Origin of the sequence: Actinacidiphila alni (genome assembly GCF_900112845.1) — a bacterium.
Lineage (GTDB): Bacteria > Actinomycetota > Actinomycetes > Streptomycetales > Streptomycetaceae > Actinacidiphila > Actinacidiphila alni.
The window spans coordinates 34,268-57,326 of sequence record NZ_FONG01000032.1 but is presented as its reverse complement, the minus strand read 5'-3'; the positions used below and the strand labels follow the sequence as shown (position 1 = coordinate 57,326).

General features: G+C 73.4%; 21 protein-coding genes. 15 read left to right on the top strand and 6 right to left on the bottom strand.

The window, feature by feature from the left end; genetic code table 11:
- Positions 1–5: 5 nt before the first annotated feature.
- Positions 6–854, bottom strand: a complete 849-nt coding sequence (locus tag BM076_RS33760; protein ID WP_093717588.1) for a DUF3097 domain-containing protein — start codon at positions 852–854, stop codon at positions 6–8.
- Positions 855–880: 26 nt separating this feature from the next.
- The gene (locus BM076_RS33755; RefSeq protein WP_093717587.1) at positions 881–1,624 is read right to left on the bottom strand and encodes an MBL fold metallo-hydrolase; all 744 of its coding nucleotides are present in this window, start codon (positions 1,622–1,624) and stop codon (positions 881–883) included.
- 302 nt (positions 1,625–1,926) lie between these two features.
- Here BM076_RS33755 and hrcA point away from each other — a divergent pair, with 302 nt between their 5' ends.
- The 10 genes from hrcA to BM076_RS33705 all read left to right on the top strand — a co-directional run bounded on the left by hrcA (position 1,927) and on the right by BM076_RS33705 (position 13,251).
- Entirely contained in the window at positions 1,927–2,943 is a 1,017-nt protein-coding gene (hrcA, locus tag BM076_RS33750; protein ID WP_093717586.1) for a heat-inducible transcriptional repressor HrcA, read from the top strand.
- Positions 2,944–4,074 carry a molecular chaperone DnaJ gene (gene dnaJ / locus BM076_RS33745; RefSeq protein ID WP_093717585.1) on the top strand — a complete coding sequence of 377 codons (1,131 nt, stop codon included), beginning with the start codon at positions 2,944–2,946 and terminating at the stop codon, positions 4,072–4,074.
- A gap of 441 nt (positions 4,075–4,515) precedes the next feature.
- On the top strand, positions 4,516–5,580 hold the full coding sequence (locus BM076_RS33740; RefSeq protein ID WP_407640746.1) for a nitronate monooxygenase: 1,065 nt from the start codon (positions 4,516–4,518) through the stop codon (positions 5,578–5,580).
- Positions 5,577–6,320 carry a 16S rRNA (uracil(1498)-N(3))-methyltransferase gene (locus BM076_RS33735; RefSeq protein WP_093717583.1) on the top strand — a complete coding sequence of 248 codons (744 nt, stop codon included), beginning with the start codon at positions 5,577–5,579 and terminating at the stop codon, positions 6,318–6,320. Before BM076_RS33740 ends, BM076_RS33735 begins: the two co-directional genes overlap by 4 nt.
- A 156-nt stretch (positions 6,321–6,476) precedes the next feature.
- Positions 6,477–6,848: a hypothetical protein gene (locus BM076_RS33730; RefSeq protein ID WP_143120713.1), complete on the top strand. Its 372-nt coding sequence runs from the start codon at positions 6,477–6,479 to the stop codon at positions 6,846–6,848.
- A gap of 139 nt (positions 6,849–6,987) precedes the next feature.
- Positions 6,988–10,290: a S41 family peptidase gene (locus BM076_RS33725; RefSeq protein WP_245796637.1), complete on the top strand. Its 3,303-nt coding sequence runs from the start codon at positions 6,988–6,990 to the stop codon at positions 10,288–10,290.
- The gene (locus tag BM076_RS33720; protein ID WP_093717580.1) at positions 10,287–10,787 is read left to right on the top strand and encodes an NUDIX domain-containing protein; all 501 of its coding nucleotides are present in this window, start codon (positions 10,287–10,289) and stop codon (positions 10,785–10,787) included. Before BM076_RS33725 ends, BM076_RS33720 begins: the two co-directional genes overlap by 4 nt.
- 129 nt (positions 10,788–10,916) lie before the next feature.
- Positions 10,917–11,273, top strand: a complete 357-nt coding sequence (locus tag BM076_RS33715; protein WP_093717579.1) for a histidine triad nucleotide-binding protein — start codon at positions 10,917–10,919, stop codon at positions 11,271–11,273.
- A gap of 10 nt (positions 11,274–11,283) precedes the next feature.
- Positions 11,284–12,189 (top strand): ribonuclease Z, encoded by a 906-nt coding sequence (locus BM076_RS33710; RefSeq protein WP_093717578.1) that lies wholly within the window; start codon positions 11,284–11,286, stop codon positions 12,187–12,189.
- Between the two features lie 57 nt (positions 12,190–12,246).
- The gene (locus BM076_RS33705; protein ID WP_093717577.1) at positions 12,247–13,251 is read left to right on the top strand and encodes an adenosine deaminase; all 1,005 of its coding nucleotides are present in this window, start codon (positions 12,247–12,249) and stop codon (positions 13,249–13,251) included.
- A gap of 49 nt (positions 13,252–13,300) precedes the next feature.
- On the opposite strand, the gene BM076_RS33700 is transcribed toward BM076_RS33705, so the two are convergent.
- Positions 13,301–14,107, bottom strand: a complete 807-nt coding sequence (locus BM076_RS33700) for an HAD family acid phosphatase (protein ID WP_093717576.1) — start codon at positions 14,105–14,107, stop codon at positions 13,301–13,303.
- 180 nt (positions 14,108–14,287) lie between these two features.
- Positions 14,288–15,592, bottom strand: coding sequence for a family 4 glycosyl hydrolase (locus BM076_RS33695; protein WP_093717575.1), 1,305 nt, complete (start codon positions 15,590–15,592; stop codon positions 14,288–14,290).
- 129 nt (positions 15,593–15,721) lie between these two features.
- Between BM076_RS33695 and BM076_RS33690 the strand changes: the two genes are divergently transcribed.
- The 4 genes from BM076_RS33690 to BM076_RS33675 all read left to right on the top strand — a co-directional run bounded on the left by BM076_RS33690 (position 15,722) and on the right by BM076_RS33675 (position 19,854).
- Positions 15,722–16,840, top strand: a complete 1,119-nt coding sequence (locus BM076_RS33690) for a carbohydrate kinase family protein (protein ID WP_093717574.1) — start codon at positions 15,722–15,724, stop codon at positions 16,838–16,840.
- Positions 16,841–16,975: 135 nt separating this feature from the next.
- Positions 16,976–18,019: a PhoH family protein gene (locus tag BM076_RS33685; RefSeq protein ID WP_093717573.1), complete on the top strand. Its 1,044-nt coding sequence runs from the start codon at positions 16,976–16,978 to the stop codon at positions 18,017–18,019.
- Positions 18,020–18,032: 13 nt separating this feature from the next.
- Positions 18,033–18,527: an rRNA maturation RNase YbeY gene (gene ybeY, locus BM076_RS33680; RefSeq protein WP_093717572.1), complete on the top strand. Its 495-nt coding sequence runs from the start codon at positions 18,033–18,035 to the stop codon at positions 18,525–18,527.
- A gap of 19 nt (positions 18,528–18,546) precedes the next feature.
- Positions 18,547–19,854, top strand: a complete 1,308-nt coding sequence (locus tag BM076_RS33675) for a hemolysin family protein (RefSeq protein ID WP_093717571.1) — start codon at positions 18,547–18,549, stop codon at positions 19,852–19,854.
- Between the two features lie 267 nt (positions 19,855–20,121).
- Here BM076_RS33675 and BM076_RS33670 read toward each other — a convergent pair whose 3' ends face one another.
- Positions 20,122–21,021 (bottom strand): LysR family transcriptional regulator, encoded by a 900-nt coding sequence (locus BM076_RS33670; RefSeq protein ID WP_093717570.1) that lies wholly within the window; start codon positions 21,019–21,021, stop codon positions 20,122–20,124.
- 117 nt (positions 21,022–21,138) lie between these two features.
- Between BM076_RS33670 and BM076_RS33665 the strand changes: the two genes are divergently transcribed.
- A complete protein-coding gene (locus BM076_RS33665; RefSeq protein ID WP_093717569.1) occupies positions 21,139–21,492 on the top strand; it encodes a YybH family protein in 354 nt (117 codons plus the stop codon).
- A gap of 57 nt (positions 21,493–21,549) precedes the next feature.
- On the opposite strand, the gene BM076_RS33660 is transcribed toward BM076_RS33665, so the two are convergent.
- Entirely contained in the window at positions 21,550–22,998 is a 1,449-nt protein-coding gene (locus BM076_RS33660) for an MFS transporter (protein ID WP_093717568.1), read from the bottom strand.
- Positions 22,999–23,059: the final 61 nt, after the last annotated feature.

The window sequence follows — 23,059 nt, the reverse complement described above, 5'->3', positions numbered from 1 at the left end:
CGGGATCAGGGCGCCGTCACGAAGTCGATCAACTCCTCGACCCGGCCCAGCAGCTCCGGCTGGAGGTCCTTGTAGGTGTGGACCGAGGCGAGGATGCGCTGCCACGCCTCGCCCGTGGTCATCTGCCAGCCGAGGCTGCGGCAGACACCGGTCTTCCAGTCCTCGCCGCGCGGCACGCGCGGCCACTCCCGGATGCCGACCGACGACGGCTTCACGGCCTCCCAGACGTCGATGTAGGGGTGGCCGACGACCAGCACGTCGGAGCCGGTGACGGAGGCCGCGATCCGGGACTCCTTGGAACCCGGCACCAAGTGGTCGACCAGCACCCCGAGCCGGGCGTCGGGCCCGGGCGAGAAGGCGTCCACGATGGCCGGAAGGTCGTCCACGCCCTCCAGGAACTCCACGACGACGCCCTCGACGCGCAGGTCGTGGCCCCAGACCCGCTCGACCAGTTCGGCGTCGTGCTTGCCTTCCACATAGATCCGCCCGGCGCGCGCCACGCGCGCCTTGGCATCGGTGACCGCGATCGAGCCGGACGCGGACAGCAGCGGCCCGCGCGGCCCCGGCGCCTTGGGCCGCACCAGGGTGACGGGCTTGCCGTCGATGAGGAAGCCGCGTGGCTCCATCGGGAAGACCCGGTGTTTGCCGAAGCGGTCCTCCAGAGTGACCGTCAGCCCCTCGGCGGTCTTCTCCACCCGCACCACGGCCCCGCAGAAACCGGTGCCGGCCTCCTCCACGACCAGGTCACGCTCGGCGGCCACCTCGGGCGCGGGCGTACTCCGCTTCCACGGGGTGGGGGTCCCCCCGCCGAAGGTAGGGGGAAGATCCGGGTCGTCGTAACTCCTGCTGCGCATGAGGGAGATCGTAGCCAGGGCCGGCGTTACGGCAGTGGCCGGAAACGGTCGGCCAGCGCGTCGCGCTGCGCCCGGACGAACCGCGCGTCGACCACCGCGCCGTGCCCCGGTACGTAGCGCGCCGTCGCACCGCCCAGCGCCAGCACCGCGTCCAGGGTGCCGGGCCACGCGCCGGGCACCGCGTCCTCGTCGGCCTGCGGCTCGCCCGACTCCTCGACCAGGTCGCCGCAGAACACCACCGTGGGGTCGCTGGGGGTGGCGCCGGGCACGACCACCACCAGATCGTTGCGGGTGTGCCCGAGCCCGGGGTGGACCAGCAGCACCCGCCGGTCGCCCAGGTCGAGCTCCAGCTCACGGCCGACCGTCCGGCCCGGCGGCACCAGGGCGTCCGCGGCCCGCGCCGCCTCCGCCGGGTCGGTGCCGAAGGCGACCGCCGACGCGCGCAGCGCGTCCCGTTCGCGCCGCAGCAGCGCGCCGAGCGCCGTCTGCCCGTACACCTCGGCGCCCGGGAAGGCCGCGGTGCCGAAGACATGGTCGAAGTGGCCGTGGGTGAGCGCGACATGGGTGACCGACCGGCCACCGGTCAGCGCCTCGACCTGCGCCCGCAGCTCCGCGCCCTCGCGCAGCGTCGAGCCGGTGTCCACCAGCAGCACACCGTCGTCGCCGACCACCAGACCGATGGTCACGTCCAGATGCGGCAGCCGCCGCCGCGCGACACCGGGCGCCAGCGGCTCCCAGCCCGTGCTCTCCACCGGCCCCGCCGCATCCATAGATCCCGCAGATCTCACGGGACCGACGCTATCGCCGCCACGCCGCGCCGCGCGCGCCGTCCCCCCACCCCCGCGGCCCCGCGTGCCTCTCACGCCGCCCCCGCAACCCGCCGCACTCCATCCGCGCATCCCGGCACACTTCGCCCACCCGTACGGTGCTCTTGCTTCGCCCTTGCCACCTCGCCGTACACTTGCTGCGGGGCGGCTGGCACTCGAAACACAGGAGTGCCAGGCCAGGGCGGTTCACGGACGATCCGCGCAGGACCCACGGACGACGAGGCCGTACGGCTGGGAGGTGCGCGATGCTGAGCGAACGCAGGCTCGAAGTGCTGCGTGCCATCGTCCAGGACTACGTCGGGACCGAGGAGCCGGTCGGCTCCAAGGCGCTCACCGAACGCCACCGGCTTGGAGTCTCGCCCGCCACCGTGCGCAACGACATGGCGGTGCTGGAGGACGAGGGCTACATCGCCCAGCCGCACACCAGCGCGGGCCGCATCCCCACCGACAAGGGCTACCGGCTCTTCGTCGACAAGCTCGCCGGCGTCAAGCCGCTGTCGTCCGCCGAACGCCGCGCGATCCAGAACTTCCTGGACGGCGCGGTCGACCTCGACGACGTGGTGGGCCGCACCGTACGGCTGCTCGCGCAGCTCACCCGGCAGGTCGCGGTCGTGCAGTACCCGTCGCTGACCCGCTCCTCGGTCCGGCACGTGGAACTGCTGCCGCTGGCGCCCGCCCGCGTCATGCTCGTGCTCATCACCGACACCGGCCGGGTCGAGCAGCGGCTGATCGACTGCCCCGCACCGGTCGGCGAGACCGTCCTCGGCGATCTGCGGGCCCGGCTCAACAGCCGGGTCGTGGGCCGCCGCTTCGCGGACGTGCCGCCGCTGGTGCAGGACCTGCCCGACGGCTTCGACCCGGACGAGCGCCCCTCGGTCACCGCCGTGCTCGCCACCCTCCTGGAGACCCTCGTGGAGGAGACCGAGGAACGGATCATGCTCGGCGGTGCGGCGAATCTCACCCGGTTCAACCACGACTTCCCGCTGACCATCCGGCCGGTGCTCGAAGCACTGGAGGAGCAGATGGTGCTCCTCAAACTGCTCGGCGAGGCCAAGGACTCGGGCATGACCGTACGGATCGGTCATGAGAATTTTCACGAGGGGCTCAATTCCACCTCTGTGGTGGCGGTCGGCTACGGTTCGGGCGACGAGGCAGTCGCCAAACTCGGCGTGGTCGGACCGACCCGCATGGACTACCCCGGAACGATGGGAGCGGTACGCGCAGTGGCACGTTACGTCGGACAGATCCTGGCGGAGTCGTAAGTGGCCACGGACTACTACGCCGTGCTCGGCGTGCGCCGCGACGCAGGCCCGGACGAGATCAAGAAGGCGTTCCGCCGGCTCGCCCGCGAGCTGCACCCGGACGTCAACCCGGACCCCAAGACGCAGGAGCGGTTCAAGGAGATCAACGCCGCCTACGAGGTGCTCTCCGACCCGCAGAAGAAGCAGGTCTACGACCTCGGCGGCGACCCCCTGGGGGCGGCCGGCGGCGGCGCGGGCGGCTTCGGCGCCGGCTTCGGCAACTTCAGCGACATCATGGACGCCTTCTTCGGGCAGTCCCAGCAGCGGGGGCCGCGCTCGCGCACCCGGCGCGGCCAGGACGCCATGATCCGCCTCGAGGTCGAGCTGGACGAGGCGGCCTTCGGCACCACCAAGGACATCCAGGTCGACACCGCGGTCACCTGCGGCACCTGCAACGGCGAGGGGGCCGCGCCCGGCACCGCCGCGCAGACCTGTGACATGTGCCGCGGCCGCGGCGAGGTCTCGCAGGTCACCCGGTCCTTCCTCGGCCAGGTCATGACGTCCAGGCCGTGCCCGCAGTGCCAGGGCTTCGGCACCGTGGTGCCCACGCCGTGCCCCGAGTGCGCGGGCGACGGGCGTGTACGGTCGCGCCGCACCCTCACCGTGAAGATCCCCGCGGGCGTCGACAACGGCACCCGTATCCAGCTCGCCGGCGAGGGCGAGGTCGGGCCCGGCGGCGGGCCCGCCGGTGACCTCTACGTCGAGATCCGTGAGGTGCCGCACGCCGTCTTCCAGCGGCGCGGGGACGATCTGCACTGCACCGTCACCATTCCGATGACGGCGGCCTCGCTCGGCACGAAGTGCCCGCTCGAGACGCTGGACGGTCTGGAGGAGATCGACATCCGGCCCGGCACCCAGTCCGGGCAGTCCATCCCGCTCCACCAGCGGGGTGTCACCCACCTGCGCGGTGGGGGGCGCGGCGATCTCGTCGTGCACGTCGAGGTCCTCACGCCCAGCAAGCTCGATGCCGAGCAGGAGGAACTTCTCCGACGGCTCGCCGTCCTCCGCGGCGAGGAGCGTCCCCTCGGCCAGTTCGCCCCCGGCCAACAAGGTCTCTTCTCCCGCCTCAAGGACGCCTTCAACGGGCGCTAGCCCGCCCGCTCTCCTCGCAGAGGAGGGCCCGCTCCGTGCGGGGTACGGGTGCCCCTCCTGCGGAGTGCGGTGCCTTTTCGCCTGGCGGTGAGTGAGGTCTTTAGGGGTGCGGTCCCTGTACCCGCGCGTGCGGTGGACGTTCACCCTCAGGGGCGCGGGGACGCGGCGCTGCGCTGGCGGAAGTGGGTGCCTGATAGGGGCGCGGGGAACTGCGCGGCCCGCCCCCACCGGCCCGGTGGTCGCACAACAAACAGCGTCTGCCCCGCTGGGGGCGGTTTTTCGCCTGAAGGCGCGCGCGGGCTGAGCGCGCAGTTCCCCGCGCCCCTATCAGGCACCCACTTCCGCCCGCGCAGCGCCGCGTCCCCGCGCCCCTGAAGGGGCACCCTCCTCCGCAGAGGTGCGGGTACGGGGCGCCCGGGGGCGCATGGCACGATGAACGGCATGTCCGCGTTGACCGATCTCTCGTCCTTCTCGGCCTACCCGATCATCCAGGCCCCGATGGCGGGGGGCGCGTCGAATCCGCAGCTCGCCGCTGCCGTCGGCGCGGCCGGGGGACTGGGGTTCCTGGCGGCCGGATACAAGACGTCCGAGGCGATGTACGAGGAGATCCGCCAGGTCCGGCACCTCAGCTCGCACCCCTTCGGGGTGAATCTGTTCATGCCGCAGCCCGCGACAGCGGACCCCTCGGCGGTGGCGGTGTACGCCGAGCAGTTGGCGGGGGAGGCGGCCTGGTACGGGACGCCGCTGGGCGACCCGGAGTCCGGGACGGACGACGCGTACGACGCGAAGGTCGCGATCCTGCTGGAGGACCCGGTCCCGATGGTGAGCTTCACCTTCGGCTGCCCTGACCGCTCGGTGCTGGACGCCTTCGCGAAGGCGGGCACGTACACGGTCGTGACGGTGACCTCCCCCTCGGAAGCGCTGGCCGCGCAGTGGGCGGGCGCGGACGCGGTGTGCGTACAGGGCCTGGAGGCCGGCGGCCACCAGGGCACGCACCGCGACGACCCGCAGCTCGACGGCGCGGGCTTCGGCCTGCTCTCGCTGGTGCCGCAGGTCCGCGAGGCCGTGCAGATCCCGATGATCGCCGCGGGCGGGCTGATGCGCGGCGGCCAGATCGCCGCGGTGCTGGCCGCGGGCGCGGACGCGGCGCAGCTCGGCACCGCCTTCCTGGTGTGCCCGGAGTCCGGCGCGAATCCGCTGCACAAGCGGGCCGTCACCGACCCGGTCTTCGCCCGTACGGAACTGACCCGGGCCTTCTCCGGGCGCCCGGCGCGCGGCCTGCTCAACCGCTTCATGCGCGAGCACGGCCCGTACGCGCCGCCCGGCTACCCGCAGGTCCACCATCTGACGTCCGGGCTGCGCAAGGCCGCCGCGGCGGCGGGCGACCCGCAGGCGATGGCGCTGTGGGCGGGCCAGGGCCACCGACTGGCCCGGGACGTGTCCGCGGGCCGGCTGGTCGAGCTGCTGGTCGCCGAACTGCACGCCGCCAGGGAGGCACTCGCATGACCGCCCCGGTCTTCCTGGTCGAGCCGCAGGCGCTGGACGGAGCGCCGGCCGCCGTCACCGTCACGGGCCCCGAGGGGCGGCACGCGGTCTCGGTGCGGCGCCTCACGCCCGGCGAGGAGATCGTGCTGACCGACGGCACCGGACGCGGCGCGTACGGCGTCGTGGCCGCCGTCTCCGGCAAGGACGTGCTGGAGGTCGAGGTGCGCGAGCACCGGACCGAGCCGGAACCCGCGGTGCGGATCACGGTCGTTCAGGCGCTGCCCAAGGGCGACCGTGGCGAACTGGCCGTCGAGACCATGACGGAGGCCGGCATCGACGCGGTCGTGCCGTGGTCGGCGGCCCGCTGCGTCACGCAGTGGCGGGGCGAGCGCGGCGCCAAGGCGCTGGCCAAGTGGCGGTCCACCGCGCGGGAGGCCGCCAAGCAGGCGCGGCGGCTGCGATTCCCGTCCGTGGCCGAGCCGATGACGACCCGTCAGGTGGCCGGGCTGCTGTCCGGCGCCGCCTTCGCCGGGGTGCTGCACGAGGAGGGCAGCGCCGCCCTCGCGACCGCGGCGCTGCCGGAGTCCGGCGACATCGTCCTCGTCGTCGGGCCCGAGGGCGGTGTCTCCCCGGAGGAGATCGCGGCCTTCGCCGCCGCCGGGGCCGCCCCGTACCGCCTTGGCCCGACCGTCCTGCGCACCTCCACCGCCGGTGTCGCCGCCGGCTCCGTCCTGCTGGCCCGCACCGGCCGCTGGGGCTGAACCCCCGGGCCCGCAAGGGGAATCCGCGGCCCGCAGCGGAAATCCCGGGCCCGCGAGGGAAGTTCCCGGCCCGGAACAGAACTCCCGTGCCCCGTAGGGGATCTGTCCTGCCTCTGGGGGATTTACGGCGGCGGCCGGGAGGCGGAGCGTGGAGGTATGGGACGAATGGGGAAATGGGGCGCGGGCGCCGTACTGGGCGCCGCCGCCGTGCTGACCGTCACCGCGTGCGACCCGGCGGACGGCCTCGGCGCGAGCGCGGTGTCCGCCACCACCGACCAGTTGGCGACGCACGCCCTCAAACAGGACGGCGTCAAGGTGAGTTGGCTGTCGTGCAGCGCGAGCACCGGAAAGACGCAGGACAAGGTCGACTGCCTCGGGCGCACCGAGGACAACGGCAAGATCTCCGTGACGGGCATCGTCACCAAGCAGTTGGACGACAAGTGCGTACAGGGCCATCTGACGGCCGTCGTCGGCAAGAAGACCGTCTTCGACGTACGGGGTCTGGGCAACTGCTCGGCGAAGACATGATCGCCGTCGTTATGGTGGCCCAGTGAGCGACCAAGGCCGAGGCCAGGACCAGGACAGAGACCGGGACACAGACCGCGAAGGCGACCGCGCCGGCGACCGGAGCGGGGGCAGGGGCCCCGGCGCCCCGCAGCCCTCGTATCTGCGGCACCCGCATCCGCACGGCGACACGATCGCGTTCACCGCCGAGGACGACGTGTGGGTGGCACCGCTGGACGGCGGGCGCGCCTGGCGGGTCAGCGCGGACAATGTGCCGGTCGGCCGCCCCCGGGTGTCGCCGGACGGCGCCTGGGTGGCGTGGACCTCGACCCTGGACGGCGCCCCCGAGGTGCAGGTCGCCCCGCTGGACGGCGGCCAGGCCCGGCGCCTCACGTACTGGGGCAGCGCCCGCACCGCGGTGCGGACCTGGACCCCCGACGGCGGCCTGGTGGTGATCAGCACGGCCGGAGAGGCGACGCTGCGCCGCAGTTGGGCGCGCGAGGTGCCGCTGGACGGCGGCCCCGCTCGGACCCTGCCGTACGGCCCGGTCGGCGACGTGGCGTACGGGCCCGGCGGCGCGGTGCTGCTCCAGTCGGCGACGATGAGCCGCGAGGCCGCGTACTGGAAGCACTACCGGGGCGGCACCGCGGGCAAGCTGTGGATCGACGCGGCCGGCGACGGCGGCTTCGAGCGGCTGCACGCGGACCTCGACGGCAACATCGAGTGCCCGATGTGGGCCGGCGACCGGATCGCCTTCCTTTCCGACCACGAGGGCGCCGGAGCGCTCTATTCGAGCCTGCCCGACGGCACCGACCTGCGCCGGCACACCCCCGCGAACGGCGTCGACGGCTTCTACGCCCGGCAGGCCGCCACCGACGGCCGCCGCGTCGCGTTCACCGCGGGCGGCCGGCTCCACCTGCTGGACGACCTCACCGACCCCGCCGCGCGGCCGTACCCGGTCGAGGTGCGGCTCGGCGGCCAGCGCGCCGACCTGCGCCCGTACCCGGTCAGGGCCGCGCACCACCTCGGCGACGCCCGCCCCGACCACACCGGCCGCGGCAGCGCCCTGGAGATCCGCGGCACCACCCACTGGCTCACCCACCGCGGCGGCCCCGCGCGGGCGCTGTCCGCGGAGCCGGGCGTCCGCACCCGGCTGCCGCGGGTCTTCGGCCAGGGCGGCGCCGACGGCGACCAGCAGGTGGTGTGGGTGACCGACGCGGACGGCGAGGACGCCCTCGACGTCGCCCCGGCCGCCGGCCTGCCCGCCGGCACCGCGCCGCGCCGGCTCGCCGCCGGACGCCTCGGCCGGGTGCTGCGCATGGAGGTGTCGCCGGACGGCCACCACGTCGCCGTCGCCTCGCACGACGGCCGGGTGCTGCTTGTCGCGGTCCAGACCGGCGAGGTCCGCGAGGTGATCGCCGGCGACGCGGGCGACGCCTCCGGGCTCGCCTTCTCGCCCGACTCGGCGTGGCTGGCCTGGTCGCACCCGGGCCCCGGCGGGCTGCGGCAGCTGAAACTCGCCGCCACCGCCGACCTGACGGTGACCGACGCGACACCGCTGCGCTTCCAGGACTCCGCGCCCGCCTTCACCGCCGACGGCCGCCATCTGGCGTTCCTGTCCGAGCGCGCCTTCGACCCGGTCTACGACGCGCACGTCTTCGACCTGTCCTTCCCCAACGCCTGCCGCCCGTACCTGATCACGTTGGCCGCGACCACCCCGTCGCCCTTCGGCCCGCAGCGGCACGGCCGCCCCTACGACGCGGCCGACGACGAGGCGGAAGGACGTACCGCGGGCGCGGGCGAGGAGCAGGACGGCGGCGCCGCGAAGGAACCGGCCGGCGAGGGCGGCAAGGACGACCGGCCGCGCACCCCCGTCACCCGGGTCGACACCGAGGGCCTCGCCGACCGGATCGTGCCCTTCCCCGTCGAGGCCGGGCACTACTCGGGGCTGCGCGCCGCCAAGGGCGGTGTGCTGTGGCTGCGGCACCCGCTGACCGGCACCCTCGGCTCGGCCCTGGCCACCCCGGAGGCCGAACCGCCGCGCACCGTGCTGGAGCGCTACGACCTGGCGCAGCTGCGGACCGAGGAGATCGCCGACGACGCCGACGGCTTCGCGGTCACCGGCGACGGCAGCAAGGTGCTGCTGCGCACCGGTTCACGGCTGCGGGTCACGCCCGCCGACAGCAAGTCCGACGCCGACGACGAGCACGGCGGCTCGGTCGCCGTCGACCTGTCCCGGGTCCGCGTCACCGTCCGCCCGCAGGACGAGTGGCGGCAGATGTTCGACGAGACGCACCGCCTGATGCGCGACAATTTCTGGCGGGCCGACATGGGCGGCACCGACTGGCCGGCCGCCGCCGCGCGCTACCGGCCGCTGCTCGACCGGATCGCCACCCATGACGACCTGATCGACGTGCTGTGGGAGCTGCACGGCGAGCTGGGCACCTCGCACGCCTATGTCATCCCGTCCGGCGGCCACACCGACCCGCTGCACCGGCAGGGCCTGCTCGGCGCGGACATCTCCCGTACCGACGAAGGGAGTTGGCGGATCGACCGGGTGCTGCCCGGCGAGTCCTCCGACCCCGACGCCCGCTCCCCGCTGGCCGCGCCCGGTGTCGCCGTCCGCGCCGGTGACACGCTGCTCGCGGTCGACGGCCGGCCCGTCGACCCGGTCACCGGGCCGGGACCGCTGCTGGTCGGCACCGCGGGCAAGCCCGTCGAACTGACCGTCGCACCCGGGGCGGGCGGCCCCGTACGCCAGGTGGTGGCCGTGCCGCTCGCCGACGAGGAGGCGCTGCGCTACCACGACTGGGTGGCCGGCCGGCGGGACCGTGTGCACCGCGCGTCCGGCGGCCGGCTCGGCTATCTGCACGTGCCCGACATGGTCGGCAGCGGCTGGGCGCAGCTCCACCGCGACCTGCGCGTGGAGGTCGCCCGCGAGGGCCTGGTCGTGGACGTCCGGGAGAACCGCGGCGGCCATACGTCGCAGCTCGTCATCGAGAAGCTGGCCCGGCGGGTGATCGGCTGGGACGTGTGGCGGGACGGCCGGCCGTTCAGCTATCCGATGGACGCGCCGCGCGGTCCTGTCGTCGCCGTCGCCAACGAGTTCTCCGGCTCCGACGGCGACATCGTCAACGCGGCGATCCGCGCCCTGGGCATCGGCCCGGTCGTCGGCACCCGCACCTGGGGCGGGGTCATCGGCATCGACAGCCGCTACCGGCTGGTCGACGGCACGGGCGTCACCCAGCCCAAGTACGCCTTCTGGCTGGAGGGTTTCGGCTGGGACGTGGAGAACCACGGCGTCGACCCGGACGTCGAGGTGCTCCAGACACCGCAGGACTGGGCGGCGGCCCGCGACCCGCAGCTCGACAAGGCGGTGGAGCTGGCGCTCGCGGCGCTGGCGGAGCGGCCCGCGAAGACACCGCCGGATCTGCCGGAGCTGCCGCACCGACCGGAGAACGGATGACGCCCCGGCCCGCGCGGGCCCGTACGTCGGCCCTGCCGCCCGCCGTGGAGTCGATGACGCTGCTCGTCGCCGCCGTGATCGTGCACGACCCGGACACCGACCGGGTCGTGCTCATCCAGCGCGGCGAGCACGCCAAGTTCGGGCAGGGGCTGTGGGACCTGCCCGGCGGCAAGAGCGACCCGGGCGAGCCGGTCACCGCCACGGCGGTGCGCGAGCTGTACGAGGAGACCGGCCTCACCGTCGACCCGGCGACGCTGGAGCTGGCGCATGTGATCCACGGCGCGTGGGGCGTGGAGTCGCCCGACGGATTCCTGTGGGTGGTGTTCGGCACGCGCGCGTGGCAGGGCGAGCCGGAGAACCGCGAGCCGGGCAAGCACGCGCGGGTGGAGTGGGTGCCGGTCGGCGAACTGCCCGCGCAATTCGTGCCGTCCACGGACGCGGCACTGCGCTCGTACCTGTCGGGCGGGCGGGGCGTGACGCTGCACGGCTGGGACTGAGGCGGGCGTCGTACGGTGTCCCGGCCGTGGGACACGCGGCGCCCCGGCACGGTGGCGCGCGGCCGGGGCGCCGCCCGGCGGCCGATACGATGCACGGGCACCGTATCCGTACGAGAGGGGGCCGCCGCCATGGCGGGAGAGCCGCAGCCCGACTGCCTGTTCTGCAAGATCGTGGCGGGGGAGATCCCCGCGACGATCGTCCGGGAGACCGAGACCACCGTCGCCTTCCGCGACATCAGCCCGCAGGCGCCGACGCATGTGCTCGTGATCCCCCGGGTGCACCACCCCGACGCCGCCTCCCTCGCGGCGGCCGACCCCGGCGCCGCCGCCGACGTGCTGCGCGAGGCCGGCGAGGTCGCGGCGCAGGAGAAGGTCGACGGCACGGGCTACCGGATCGTCTTCAACACCGGTCCCGGCGCCGGGCAGACGGTCTTCCACGCGCACGCCCACGTCCTCGGCGGGCGCGACCTCCAGCGGCTGGTCTGAGGCCCGGCCGTTGTCGGTACGCGAACTGGTCGTCCTCGGCACCGCCAGCCAGGTGCCGACCCGGCACCGCAACCACAACGGCTACGTCCTGCGCTGGGACCGCGAGGCGATCCTCTTCGACCCCGGCGAGGGCACCCAGCGGCAGATGCTGCACGCCGGGGTCGCCGCCCACGACCTCACCCGGATCTGCGTCACGCACTTCCACGGCGACCACTCGCTGGGGCTGGCGGGCGTCCTCCAGCGGATCAGCCTCGACCGCGTCCCGCACCCGGTGACCGTCCACTTCCCGGCGAGCGGCCGGCACTTCTTCGACCGCCTCCGCTACGCCACCGCCTACCACGAGGCCGCCGACCTGCGCCCGGAGCCGGTCACCGCGGACGGCGTGCTCGCCGCGACCCCCGCCTTCACCCTGGAGGCCCGGGCGCTTTCGCACCCCGTCGACTCCTACGGCTACCGCCTCACCGAGCCCGACGGCCGCCGCATGCTCCCCGACAAGCTCGCCGCCGCCGGCATCACCGGCCCCGACATCGCCCGGCTGCGCCGCGAGGGCACGCTGAACGGCGTCACCCTCGACGAGGTCAGCGTGCCGCGCCGCGGTCAGCGCTTCGCCTTCGTCATGGACACCCGGCTCTGCGACGCCGTCCCGGCGCTCGCAGAGGGCTGCGACCTGCTCGTCATCGAGTCCACCTTCCTCGACGCGGACGCCTCCCTCGCCGCCGACCACGGCCACCTCACCGCGGGCCAGGCCGCGGCCGTCGCCCGCGACGCCGGGGTCCGCCACCTCGTCCTCACCCACTTCTCGCAGCGCTACCCCGACCCCGCCGCCTTCGCCGAGCAGGCCCGCGCCGCCGGCTACGACGGCGAACTGACCATCGCCCACGACCTGATCCGCGTCCCGGTCCCGCGCCGCACCTGAGCCCGCCACGCGCCTCGGACCGTACGAACCACCCGCACCACGAAAGCGACCACCGTCATGCCGCGCACGTCCCCCCTCCCCAAGGCCGAACTGCATCTGCACATCGAGGGGACGCTCGAACCCGAGCTGGCGTTCACGCTCGCCGCGCGCAACGGGATCGCGCTGCCGTACCCGACGACACAGGCGCTGCGGCAGGCGTACTCCTTCACCGACCTCCAGTCCTTCCTCGACCTGTACTACGCGCTGATGGCCGTGCTGCGGACCGAGCGGGACTTCGCCGACCTGATGGCCGCCTATCTGGAACGGGCCGCGGAACAGGGCGTGCGGCACGCGGAGATCTTCTTCGACCCGCAGGCGCACACAGCCCGCGGGGTGCCGATCGGGACGGTGATCGACGGGCTCGCCGGGGCACTGGAGAAGGAGGGCGGCAGGCACGGGATCAGCGGCGGGCTGATCATGTGCTTCCTGCGGGACGAGCCCGCGGAATCGGCGCTGGAGACCTTCGAGGCGGCGCGGCCGTACTTCGGGGTGATCACCGGGATCGGCCTGGACTCCGCGGAGGTCGGGCACCCGCCGGCGGCATTCCGCGAGGTGTACGAGCGGGCCGCGGCGGCCGGGCTGCGCAGGGTCGCGCACGCCGGTGAGGAGGGGCCGCCCGCGTACGTCCGGGAGGCGCTGGACGTGCTGGGCGTGGAGCGGATCGACCACGGCATCCGCTCCCTGGAGGACCCGGAGCTGGTGGCCCGGCTGGTCCGCGAGCAGGTGCCGCTGACGGTGTGCCCGCTGTCCAACGTCCGGCTGCGCTGCGTGAGTTCGCTGGCCGCGCACCCGCTGCCCCGGATGCTCGCCGAGGGCCTGCGGGTCACCGTCAACTCCGACGACCCCGCCTACTTCGGCGGCTACGCGGACGACAACTTCGCGGCGGTGCGCGCCGCCCTCCCGCTCACCGGGGAGGACGAGCGCACCCTGGCCCGCAATTCGTTCCTCGCCGCCTTCCTCGACCACGACGAGCCGCGCCGGGCGCGGTTGCTCGCGGAGGTCGAGGCGTACGACGTCGGCTGACCGGCTTCTCACCGGCCTCTGCTCGGCCGGTGCCGGCCGTTGCCGGCTCTTACGGCAGGAAGTACATCGGGTTCGGCAGCTTGAAGGTCTTGTCGGCGTAGCCGCCGGTCAGGTCGCTGTACTGGTCGCCGAAGTTGGCGACGATGTTGTAGCCGAGCGACTCGATGTGCTTGCGGGTGCCGGACTTGTACTCGATGGTCGTACAGGTCGCGCCGCACGGCAGGTACGCGGGCGGGTTCGCCGCGTTCTTCAGGTAGAGATGGTCGGTGTCGGCGGCGGGCTTGTAGCCGACGGCGGCGAGATTGCGGACGGTGTCGGCGCGCTGGGCCTCCGGGCGGCCGGTGATCCAGAAGACGGTGATGCCGTGGTCGGCCGCCCAGTTGGTGAGGGTCTGCATGCCGAAGACGGCCTGCATGTTCTTGTTGGCGATGTACGCGGAGTTGGTGGCGGGCGTGTAGTTGAAGCCCACCTCCAGCTCGTAGTTGTACGTGTTGACGCTGGTGTCGTCGACGTCCAGCACGATCGCCGGCTTCGCCGCGTGACCGCCGTGGCCGTGCCCCTCGTGCCGTACCTCGCGCTCCAGGTACGCCGTGGCCTTGGCCTCGATGCCCGCGACCTGCTTGGCGTAGTTGCCGGTCGCCGACGGGAAGTGCTCGCCGGAGGCGTCGACGGTGTCGCCGTAGTACGCCTTGATCTCGCTCACCACATCGGTGAGGTTGGGGATCTGCTTGTCGCTGCGCGGCACGGAGTCGTGGGCGCCGGCGACACCGGCTCCGTAGCAGGTCGCGCCCAGCGCGGCGGCGGCCACGGTGACGGCCAACACGCGGGTGCGGCCGGAGAGTCGGGTTCGGGGCATGGCGGTGCTCCTTCAACGCTTGTTGGTGCGGCGAACCTAGACCCGCCGATCCTGGCAGGTCAAGGGAGGTCTACGCGCGTGGCGGCAATCGCTGGTGCGGGCGGCGTTTCCGTTGGATGAACCCCGAGTTCAGGGCGTTGGAGTGGCCGGAATCGCGCCGGAAATCCGTTCGGGTCCCCGTCAGCGCCCGGCGTGTGCCGCCGCCAGGATGCGGGCCGCCACGGCGGGGGAGTCCACCAGCGGGTGCAGTGCTAGCGCCCGCAGCGCCGCCCGCCGCGAACCGGTCGCCGCCGCCTCGATCGCCGCCCGCTCCACCGCCTTCAGCGCCAGCATCAGCCCCGCCTGGTGCTCGTCCGGCGCCGCCACCGGCAGCGGCCTGGCCCCGAACGCGCCCACCGCGCACGGCACTTCGACGACCGCCGCCGGATCGAGGAACGGCAGGGCGCCGCCGTTCGGGACGTTGAGGATCAGCGTCGTCCGCTCGTCCCGCGCGATCGCCCGCATCAGCGCCAGCGCCACCCGGTCGTAGCCGCCGCCGTCCAGGTCGTGCGGATCGCGCTGCCAGCCGCCGGAGGCCGCGCGGCTGTCCGCCATGTACGTCTCCTCGCGCTCCCGCCGCGTGCGCTCCCACAACTCGTACGCGTCGCCGGGCGCGGCGTCGGCCGCCGCGAAGAACGCGGACTGCTGGTGGTCGAGGAATTCGCCGCGGGTGGTGTCCGCGGCGCGCACCGCGGCCAGCGACTCCCGGCGGAAGTAGTAGTAGTGCAGGTACTCGTTGGGCAGCGAGCCCAGCGCTTGCAGCCACGTCGGGCCGAACAGCCGGCCCTCCTCGAACGAGCCCAGCGCCGCCGGGTCCGCCAGCAGACCCGGCAGCAGGTCCGTACCGTCCACCGTCAGCCGGCGCAGCCAGCCCAGGTGGTTCAGGCCCACGTAGTCGTAGCCGAACCCCGGCGCGTCCGGGTCCGCCCCCGCCGCCCGCGCCGCGCGCCGCACCAGGCCCACCGGTGAGTCGCAGATGCCGATCACCCGTTCGCCGAGGACGCGGGTCATCGCCTCGGTCACCATGCCGGCGGGGTTGGTGAAGTTGATGACCCATGCGCGCGGCGCCACCGCCTCGACCGTCTCGGCGATCGACATCGCCACCGGGAGGGTGCGCAGGCCGTACAGCACGCCGCCCGCGCCGACCGTCTCCTGGCCGAGGACGCCTTCGTGCAGCGGGATCCTCTCGTCCGTGACGCGGGCGGGGGTGCCGCCGACGCGGATCGCCGAGAAGACGAAGTCGGCTTCTCTGAGGGCGTCGGGCAGGTCCGTGGCCGCGCGGACGGGCGGGCCGCCCTTCACGGTCCCCAGCACCGCCATGATCACGCGCAGCCTGCGCGGGTCCGTGTCGTACAGCACCACCTCGCTGACCGTCGCGTCCCCGACCAGGGCCCGGTACACCAGCGGCACCCTGAACCCACCGCCGCCCAGAATCGTTAGGCGCATACCTTTTCCGTCCGTCCTGCCCGCCTGATGTCGTCCCCGGATCTTCCCCCGGTGGGCGGCAGATCCGGGGACGGCAACACGGGGCAGGACGGGCGGTCCAAAAGAAAAAGAGCATGGCACAGTGACGCCATGGACGACTTGCCCGTGCTCGACCCGCTCCGCGGGATCCGTGCGCCGGGGGACCCGGCGACGGACGTGTACCTGACCGGGACGGTGTTCCTGGACATCATCTTCACGGGCCTGGACAGCGCCCCGGTGCGCGGCACCGAGTCGTGGGCGCGGGGCATGGGCTCGAGCCCGGGCGGCATCGCGAACATGGCGACGGCCCTGGCCCGCCTCGGCCTGCGGACGACGCTGGCGGCGGCCTTCGGCGACGACGTCTACGGGGACTACTGCTGGGACAGCCTCGCGTCCGGCGAGGGCATCGACCTGGAACCGTCCCGCCGCATCGCGGGCTGGCACTCACCGGTGACGGTGTCGATGGCGTACGAGGGCGAGCGCACGATGGTCAGCCACGGGCACGAGGCGCCCCCGGCGCAGGAGACGGTGCCGGCGTGCCCGCCGCCCGCGCGGGCGGCGGTGGCGTCGCTGGGCCACCACGGCCGGGCCGGCGACCAGGAACGCGACCAGGAGTGGATCGGCGCGGCGGCGGCGACCGGCACCAAGGTGTTCGCGGACGTCGGCTGGGACGAGACCGGCCGCTGGGACCCGGCGGACCTGGACGGCCTGCGCCACTGCGCCGCGTTCCTGCCGAACGCCGAGGAGGCGATGCGGTACACCCGCACCGACAGCCCCCGCAGCGCCGCCCGTACCCTCGCAGAACGGGTGCCGCTGGCGGTGGTGACGCTCGGCTCGGAGGGCGCGGTCGCCGTGGACTCCGCGAGCGGCGAGACCGCCGAGGTGCCCGCGCTTCTCGTGGAGGCGCTGGACCCGACAGGCGCCGGCGACGTCTTCGTGGCCGGCTTCGTCACCGGCACCCTCGCCGCCTGGCCGCTGGCCGACCGGCTGGCCTTCGCCTCGCTGTGCGCGGCCCTGTCGGTGCAGGAATTCGGCGGTTCGCTGTCCGCGCCCGGCTGGGCGGAGATCGCCGCCTGGTGGCAGCAGGCCAAGGCGCTGGACGCGCGGGCGCCCGGGGACCCGGCCTCCCCGGTGGGCCGCTACGCCTTCCTGGACGCCCTGCTCCCCACCGACCCGCGCCCCTGGCCGCGCCGCCGCGCGGTCCCCACGATCGGCTTCCGCCCGGCCTGAGCCCCGGTCGTGGCACGGGCACGCCGCCAAATCCCCTCGGCGGGCGGGGCGCGGCGTCGTACGCTTGGAACCCCCAGGCCCCTCCGGGCCTGCCGATCAGCAGAAAGCGGGATGAGCAGGCCCTAGCGCCGGCCCATGACTCAGACACCGACAAAGCAGCAGCCGCAGCCGCCGCACGAGGCGCGCGCCCACTTCGTCGTACCGGCCAAGCACCCCATGGTGACCGTCCTGGGATCGGGAGACTCGCTCCTGCGCGTGATCGAGCAGGCTTTCCCGGCCGTCGACATCCACGTCCGCGGCAATGAGGTCAGTGCCGTCGGCGAGGCCGACGAGGTGGCCCTGGTCCAGCGGCTCTTCGACGAGATGATGCTGGTGCTGCGCACCGGCCAGCCGATGACCGAGGACGCGGTGGAACGCTCCATCGCGATGCTCCGCGCCAACGGCTCGGCGGTCGACCCCGACGCGGAGACCCCCGCGCAGGTGCTGACCCAGAACATCCTGTCCAGCCGCGGCCGTACCATCCGCCCCAAGACGCTCAACCAGAAGCGGTACGTCGACGCCATCGACACGCACACCATCGTCTTCGGCATCGGCCCCGCGGGCACCGGCAAGACCTACCTGGCCATGGCCAAGGCCGTCCAGGCCCTGCAGTCCAAGCAGGTCAGCCGGATCATCCTGACCCGCCCCGCCGTCGAGGCGGGCGAGCGCCTCGGCTTCCTGCCCGGCACCCTCTACGAGAAGATCGACCCCTACCTGCGCCCGCTCTACGACGCGCTCCACGACATGCTGGACGCCGACTCGATCCCCCGCCTGATGGCGGCCGGCACGATCGAGGTCGCCCCGCTGGCGTACATGCGCGGCAGGACGCTCAATGACGCGTTCATCATCCTCGACGAGGCGCAGAACACCAGCGCCGAGCAGATGAAGATGTTCCTCACCCGGCTCGGCTTCGACTCGAAGATCGTCATCACCGGTGACGTGACGCAGGTCGACCTGCCGAACGGGACGAAGAGCGGGCTGCGGCAGGTGCAGGAGATCCTCGGGGACGTGGAGGACATCCACTTCTCCCGGCTCACCAGCACCGACGTGGTGCGCCATAAGCTGGTCGGACGCATCGTGGACGCCTACGAGCGGTACGACGTCAGCAACACCGGCCCGGCCGGTACCAACGGAAAGTAACCACCTCACCATCATGGCGATCGACGTCAACAACGAGTCCGGCTGGGAGATCGACGAGCAGGCGGTCCTGGACGCCGCCCGCTACGCCCTGCAGCGCATGCGCATCCACCCGCTCTCCGAGCTCTCGGTGATCGTGGTGGACGCCGATGCCATGGAGCAGCTGCACATCCAGTGGATGGACCTGCCGGGGCCGACCGATGTCATGTCCTTCCCGATGGACGAACTGCGTCCCGGCAAGGAGGACGAGGAACCCGCGCAGGGGCTGCTCGGCGACATCGTGCTCTGCCCCGAGGTGGCCAAGAAGCAGGCGGAGGAGGCGCCGACCAAGCACACCATGGACGAGGAGCTGCAACTGCTCACCGTGCACGGCGTCCTCCACCTGCTCGGCTACGACCACGAGGAGGCCGACGAGAAGGCCGAGATGTTCGGTCTCCAGAAGGCCATCCTGGACGGCTGGCGCGCCGACCGCGGGGTCGAGGGCGAGTCGCCCGCGCCCACCACCCACTGACGCCGACGGGGACCCTCGCATGATCGTCTCCGCTGTCGTCCTGGTCGTGGTCGCGTGGCTCGCGGCCTGCGCCGAGACCGCCATCGCCCGGGTGTCGCGGTTCCGGGCCGAGGACGCGCTGCGCTCCGGCCGCAAGGGCGCCGCGAATCTGCTGGCCGTCGCCTCCGACCCGACGCGCTACCTCAATGTCGCCCTGCTGCTGCGGGTCGGCTGCGAGACGGCCGCCGCCGTCCTCATCACGGTCGTCTGCGACCGGAACTTCGACCGCACCTGGCAGGTGCTGGCCGTCGCGATCGGCGTCATGGTGCTGGTGTCGTACGTGGCCGTCGGCGTCTCGCCGCGCACCATCGGCCGCCAGCACCCGATGAACACCGCGACGGCCGCCTCGTACGTGCTGCTGCCGCTGGCCCGGGTGATGGGTCCGGTGCCGGGACTGCTGATCCTGCTCGGCAACGCGGTCACGCCCGGCAAGGGCTTCAAGCGCGGCCCGTTCGCGAGCGAGGCCGAACTGCGCGCCATGGTCGACCTCGCCGAGTCCGAGTCGCTGATCGAGGACGAGGAGCGCCGCATGGTGCACTCGGTCTTCGAACTGGGCGACACCATCGTGCGCGAGGTGATGGTGCCGCGGCCCGAACTGGTGATGATCGAACGCTTCAAGACGATCCGCCAGGCCATGACGCTCGCACTGCGCAGCGGCTTCTCCCGGATTCCGGTGACAGGCGAGAGCGAGGACGACGTCGTCGGCTTCGTCTACCTCAAGGACCTGGCGCGCCGCGTGCACATCAACCGGGACGCGGAGTCCGAGCCGGTCTCCACCCTGATCAGGCCCGCGTCCTTCGTGCCCGACACCAAGAACGCCGGGGACCTGCTGCGCGAGATGCAGCAGGAGCGCAATCACGTGGCCGTGGTGATCGACGAGTACGGCGGCACCGCCGGGATCGTCACCATCGAGGACATCCTGGAGGAGATCGTCGGCGAGATCACCGACGAGTACGACCGCGAGACGCCGCCCGTGGAGGATCTCGGCGACGGGTCCTACCGGGTCACCGCCCGGCTCGACATCGGGGACCTCGGCGATCTTTACGGGGTCGCGCTCGACGACGACGACGTGGAGACGGTCGGCGGTCTGCTCGCCAAGTCCCTCGGGCGGGTGCCCATTCCGGGGGCGACCACCACCGTGCCGCTCCCGGAGGACGCCTCCGGCGAGCGCGCCGCCGTGGCCCTGCGGCTCACGGCGGAGACACCCGCCGGGCGGCGCAACCGCATCGGCACCGTCCTGGTCGACCCGGTCCTGCCCCAGGCCCCGGCGGACGGCGACGACGCCTGAACAGCTGTTTGGCCTCTCCTGCGGAGTGCGGTGCCCCTCCGGGGGTGGGGTGCGTGAGGTCTCCTGCGGAGTGCGGGAGTCATGTTTATAGGGGCGCGGGGAACTGCGCGCTCAGCCGCTGCCGGGCCGGTGGTCGCGAAAACAACAGCGTCTGCCCCGCTGGGGGCGGTTTTTCGCCTGAAGCCCCGCGCGGGCTGGTCGCGCAGTTCCCCGCGCCCCTGGAGGGGCACCCTCCTTCGCAGAGGTGCGGGGACAGGGGCCGTGCCCCTAGAGGCGGGGCCGCTGCGCGGCCAGGAAGGTGCGGGCGTGGGTGAGGAAGGCGGTGGCGGCGGGACTTGAGGGAGCGGAGGTACGCCAGGCGAGGACGAGGCGGGAGCGAACGGAGGGCGAGGTCAGGGCGAAGGAGCGGAGCCCGGGCCGGGCGGCGGCGAGCCCGGCCGGGAGGAGGGCGACCCCGAGGCCCCGCTCGGCGAGGGCGGCGAGGACTTCCGGGTTGCCGGCCTCGAAGGCGACCCTGGCCCGGAAGCCCGCGGCAGCGCACGCGGCGTCGGCCGCGCCCCGCAACCCGGTGCCGGTGGGCAGCACGATGAGCGGCCGCCCCGCAAGCTCCCGCACGGGAATCGAGCGCCGCCGCGCGAGCGGATCGGACGGCGCGACGGCGGCGACGAGCGCGTCGTCGATGAGGACCTGCGTCCCGATCCCGTCGGGCGCCTCCCCGGCCAGCCCGGCGAAGGCCAGGTCGTAGCGCCCGTCGGCGAGCCCGGCCAGCAGCCGGTCGGAGGTGTCTTCGGCGAGGGTGATGTCCACCCCGGGGTGGGCGTCGCGGAACCCGGCGAGCAGCCCCGGTACGTCCATGTCGCCGCCGAGCGAGGTGACGGTGCCGATCGCGACCCGTCCGCGGACCAGCCCGGTCAGTTCGTCGGCGGCCAGCCGCGCCCCGGCCACGGCGTCGAGCGCGGCCCGCGCGTACGGCAGCACCGCCCGCCCGGCCCCGGTGAGCCGTACGGTGCGGCCGGAACGGTCGAACAGCGCCTGCCCCAGCTCCCGTTCGAGCTGTTTGATCTGCGCGCTGATCCCCGGCTGGGCGACATGCAGCCGGGCCGCCGCCCGGGTGAAGCCCGCCTCCTCGGCCACAGTCACGAAGTATTCGAGCTGCCGCAGTTCCATAAGCGGCAATGCTAGCTCACAGAAGATCCAGATCTTGGACTTATGGACGGAAGCGGCCGAGACTGGACAGCGCAAGGACGAAGCAGAGCCGGCACCACCCCGAGAGGAAGCCGCACCATGACCGAGAACCGCGCGTACGCGACCCACCCGGAGGACATCGCCCGGCTGTTCGTGGAGCGGGTCAACTCCGGTGACCTGGAAGGGATCCTGGAGCTGTTCGAGCCGGACGCGGTGGTCGCCTTCCCGATCGACCGCCCCTCGCGGGGCACCGCGCAGCTGCGCGAGCTGTACACCGGCCTGCTCTCCGCGAAGCCCGTCTTCGAGGTCGAGGAGCCGCTGCCCACCCTGATCAGCGGCGACCTGGCGCTGACCTCGACCCGCCCGAAGGACGGCACCGGCGGCCGGGTGCAGGTCGCCCGCCGCCAGCCGGACGGCCGCTGGCTGCGGGTCCTGGACCGCCCGGAGAGCTGACCGCGGCGGCGCGGGGCCGTACGCACGCCAGGTGCGTACGGCCCCGCGCCGTACGGATCAGACGCCCGCCTTCGGGGCGCCCTTCCCCAGGCCCACCGCGACCAGCACCGCCACCACGAGCAGGACGGCCACGTCCACCGCCAGTGCCAGGTGGATGCCGGACAGCAGGTCGGAGCGGCTGGAGGCGAGCGCCGACAGCAGCGGGATGCCGACCGTCAGACCGATCTGCTGACTGCTCGTCACCAGCCCGGTGGCCAGGCCCTGTTCGTGGTCCGGCAGTCCGGACGTCGCGGTGATCCCGTACGAGACGATCACCCACAGGTGGCCGACGCACGCCAGGGTGACCCCGGTCAGGGCCAGCCACGTACCCGAGGGGCCGGAGCCCAGCAGGAGCAGCACCGCGGTCAGCGCGCCCTGGGTCAGCAGCCCGGCCAGCAGGGTGCCGCGGGTGCCGATCCGGCCGATCACCCGGGCCGCCGTCATCCCGGTGATCGCGGCGGCCACGCCCTGGACGCCGAAGACCAGTCCGGTGCGGAACGCCGACAGGCCGCGGATCTCCTGGAGATAGAGGGTGAGCAGGAAGACCACCGTGCTCATCATCGAGAAGGTGGTGAGACCGGCCAGATTGCCCCAGGCCACCGACCGGCGGCGCAGCATCGGCAGCGACACCATCGGTTCTGCGGCCCGCGACTCCACCGCCACGAAGGCCGCGAGCAGGGCGACGCCCAGCACCAGGGCCGTGATCACGTCGGCGCCGCCGAAGCCGCGCTGCGCCGCCGTGGACAGCGCGTAGATCACCGCGAGCAGACCGCCGGTGACGGTCACCGCCCCGGGTACGTCGATCCGCGGGCGCTTCGGGTGCCGCGACTCGGTCAGCAGCGCGGGCGCGGCGGCCAGGACGAGCACGCCGGCGCCGGCCAGCAGCGCCATCGTGGAACGCCAGCCGAAGGTGTCGGTGAGGGTGCCGCCCATCACCACGCCGATGGTGAAGCCCAGCGACAGCAGGGTGCCGCTGATGCCCAACGCCCGCTCGCGCAGCGGGCCTTCGGGGAAGGTCGTGGTCAGCAGGGACATGCCGGTCGGCACGATCACGGCCGCGCCCAGTCCCTGCACGGCGCGCGCGGCCAGGAACGCCGCCGGATTCCAGGCGAGCGTGGCCAGCAGCGACGCGGCGGTGAACACCGCGAGGCCGGTCAGGAACAGCCGGCGGCGGCCGTACAGATCCGCGATCCGGCCGAAGAGCAGCAGGAATCCGCCGGACGGCAGCGCGAACGCGGTCACCGCCCACTGGAGGTTGGCCCGGCTCATGCCGAGGTCGGCGCCGAGGACGGGCAGCGACACGTTCAGGATGGAGAAGTCGAGGGCGATCATGAACTGGGCGGCGCAGAGCACGAAGAGCACCAGCTTGGCGCGGGTGCCGAGGCGTTCTGGCGCCGGGCCGGGCGCGGCCGCTGCCGTGCCCGGTGCGCCCTGCGCCGCGGGGGACGTAGTGGTGTCGGTTGCCATACGACCACCATCCGGTCGTTCCCGGGGCCGTGGGGAGCCGCCGCTTATGCTGGTGGCCGGA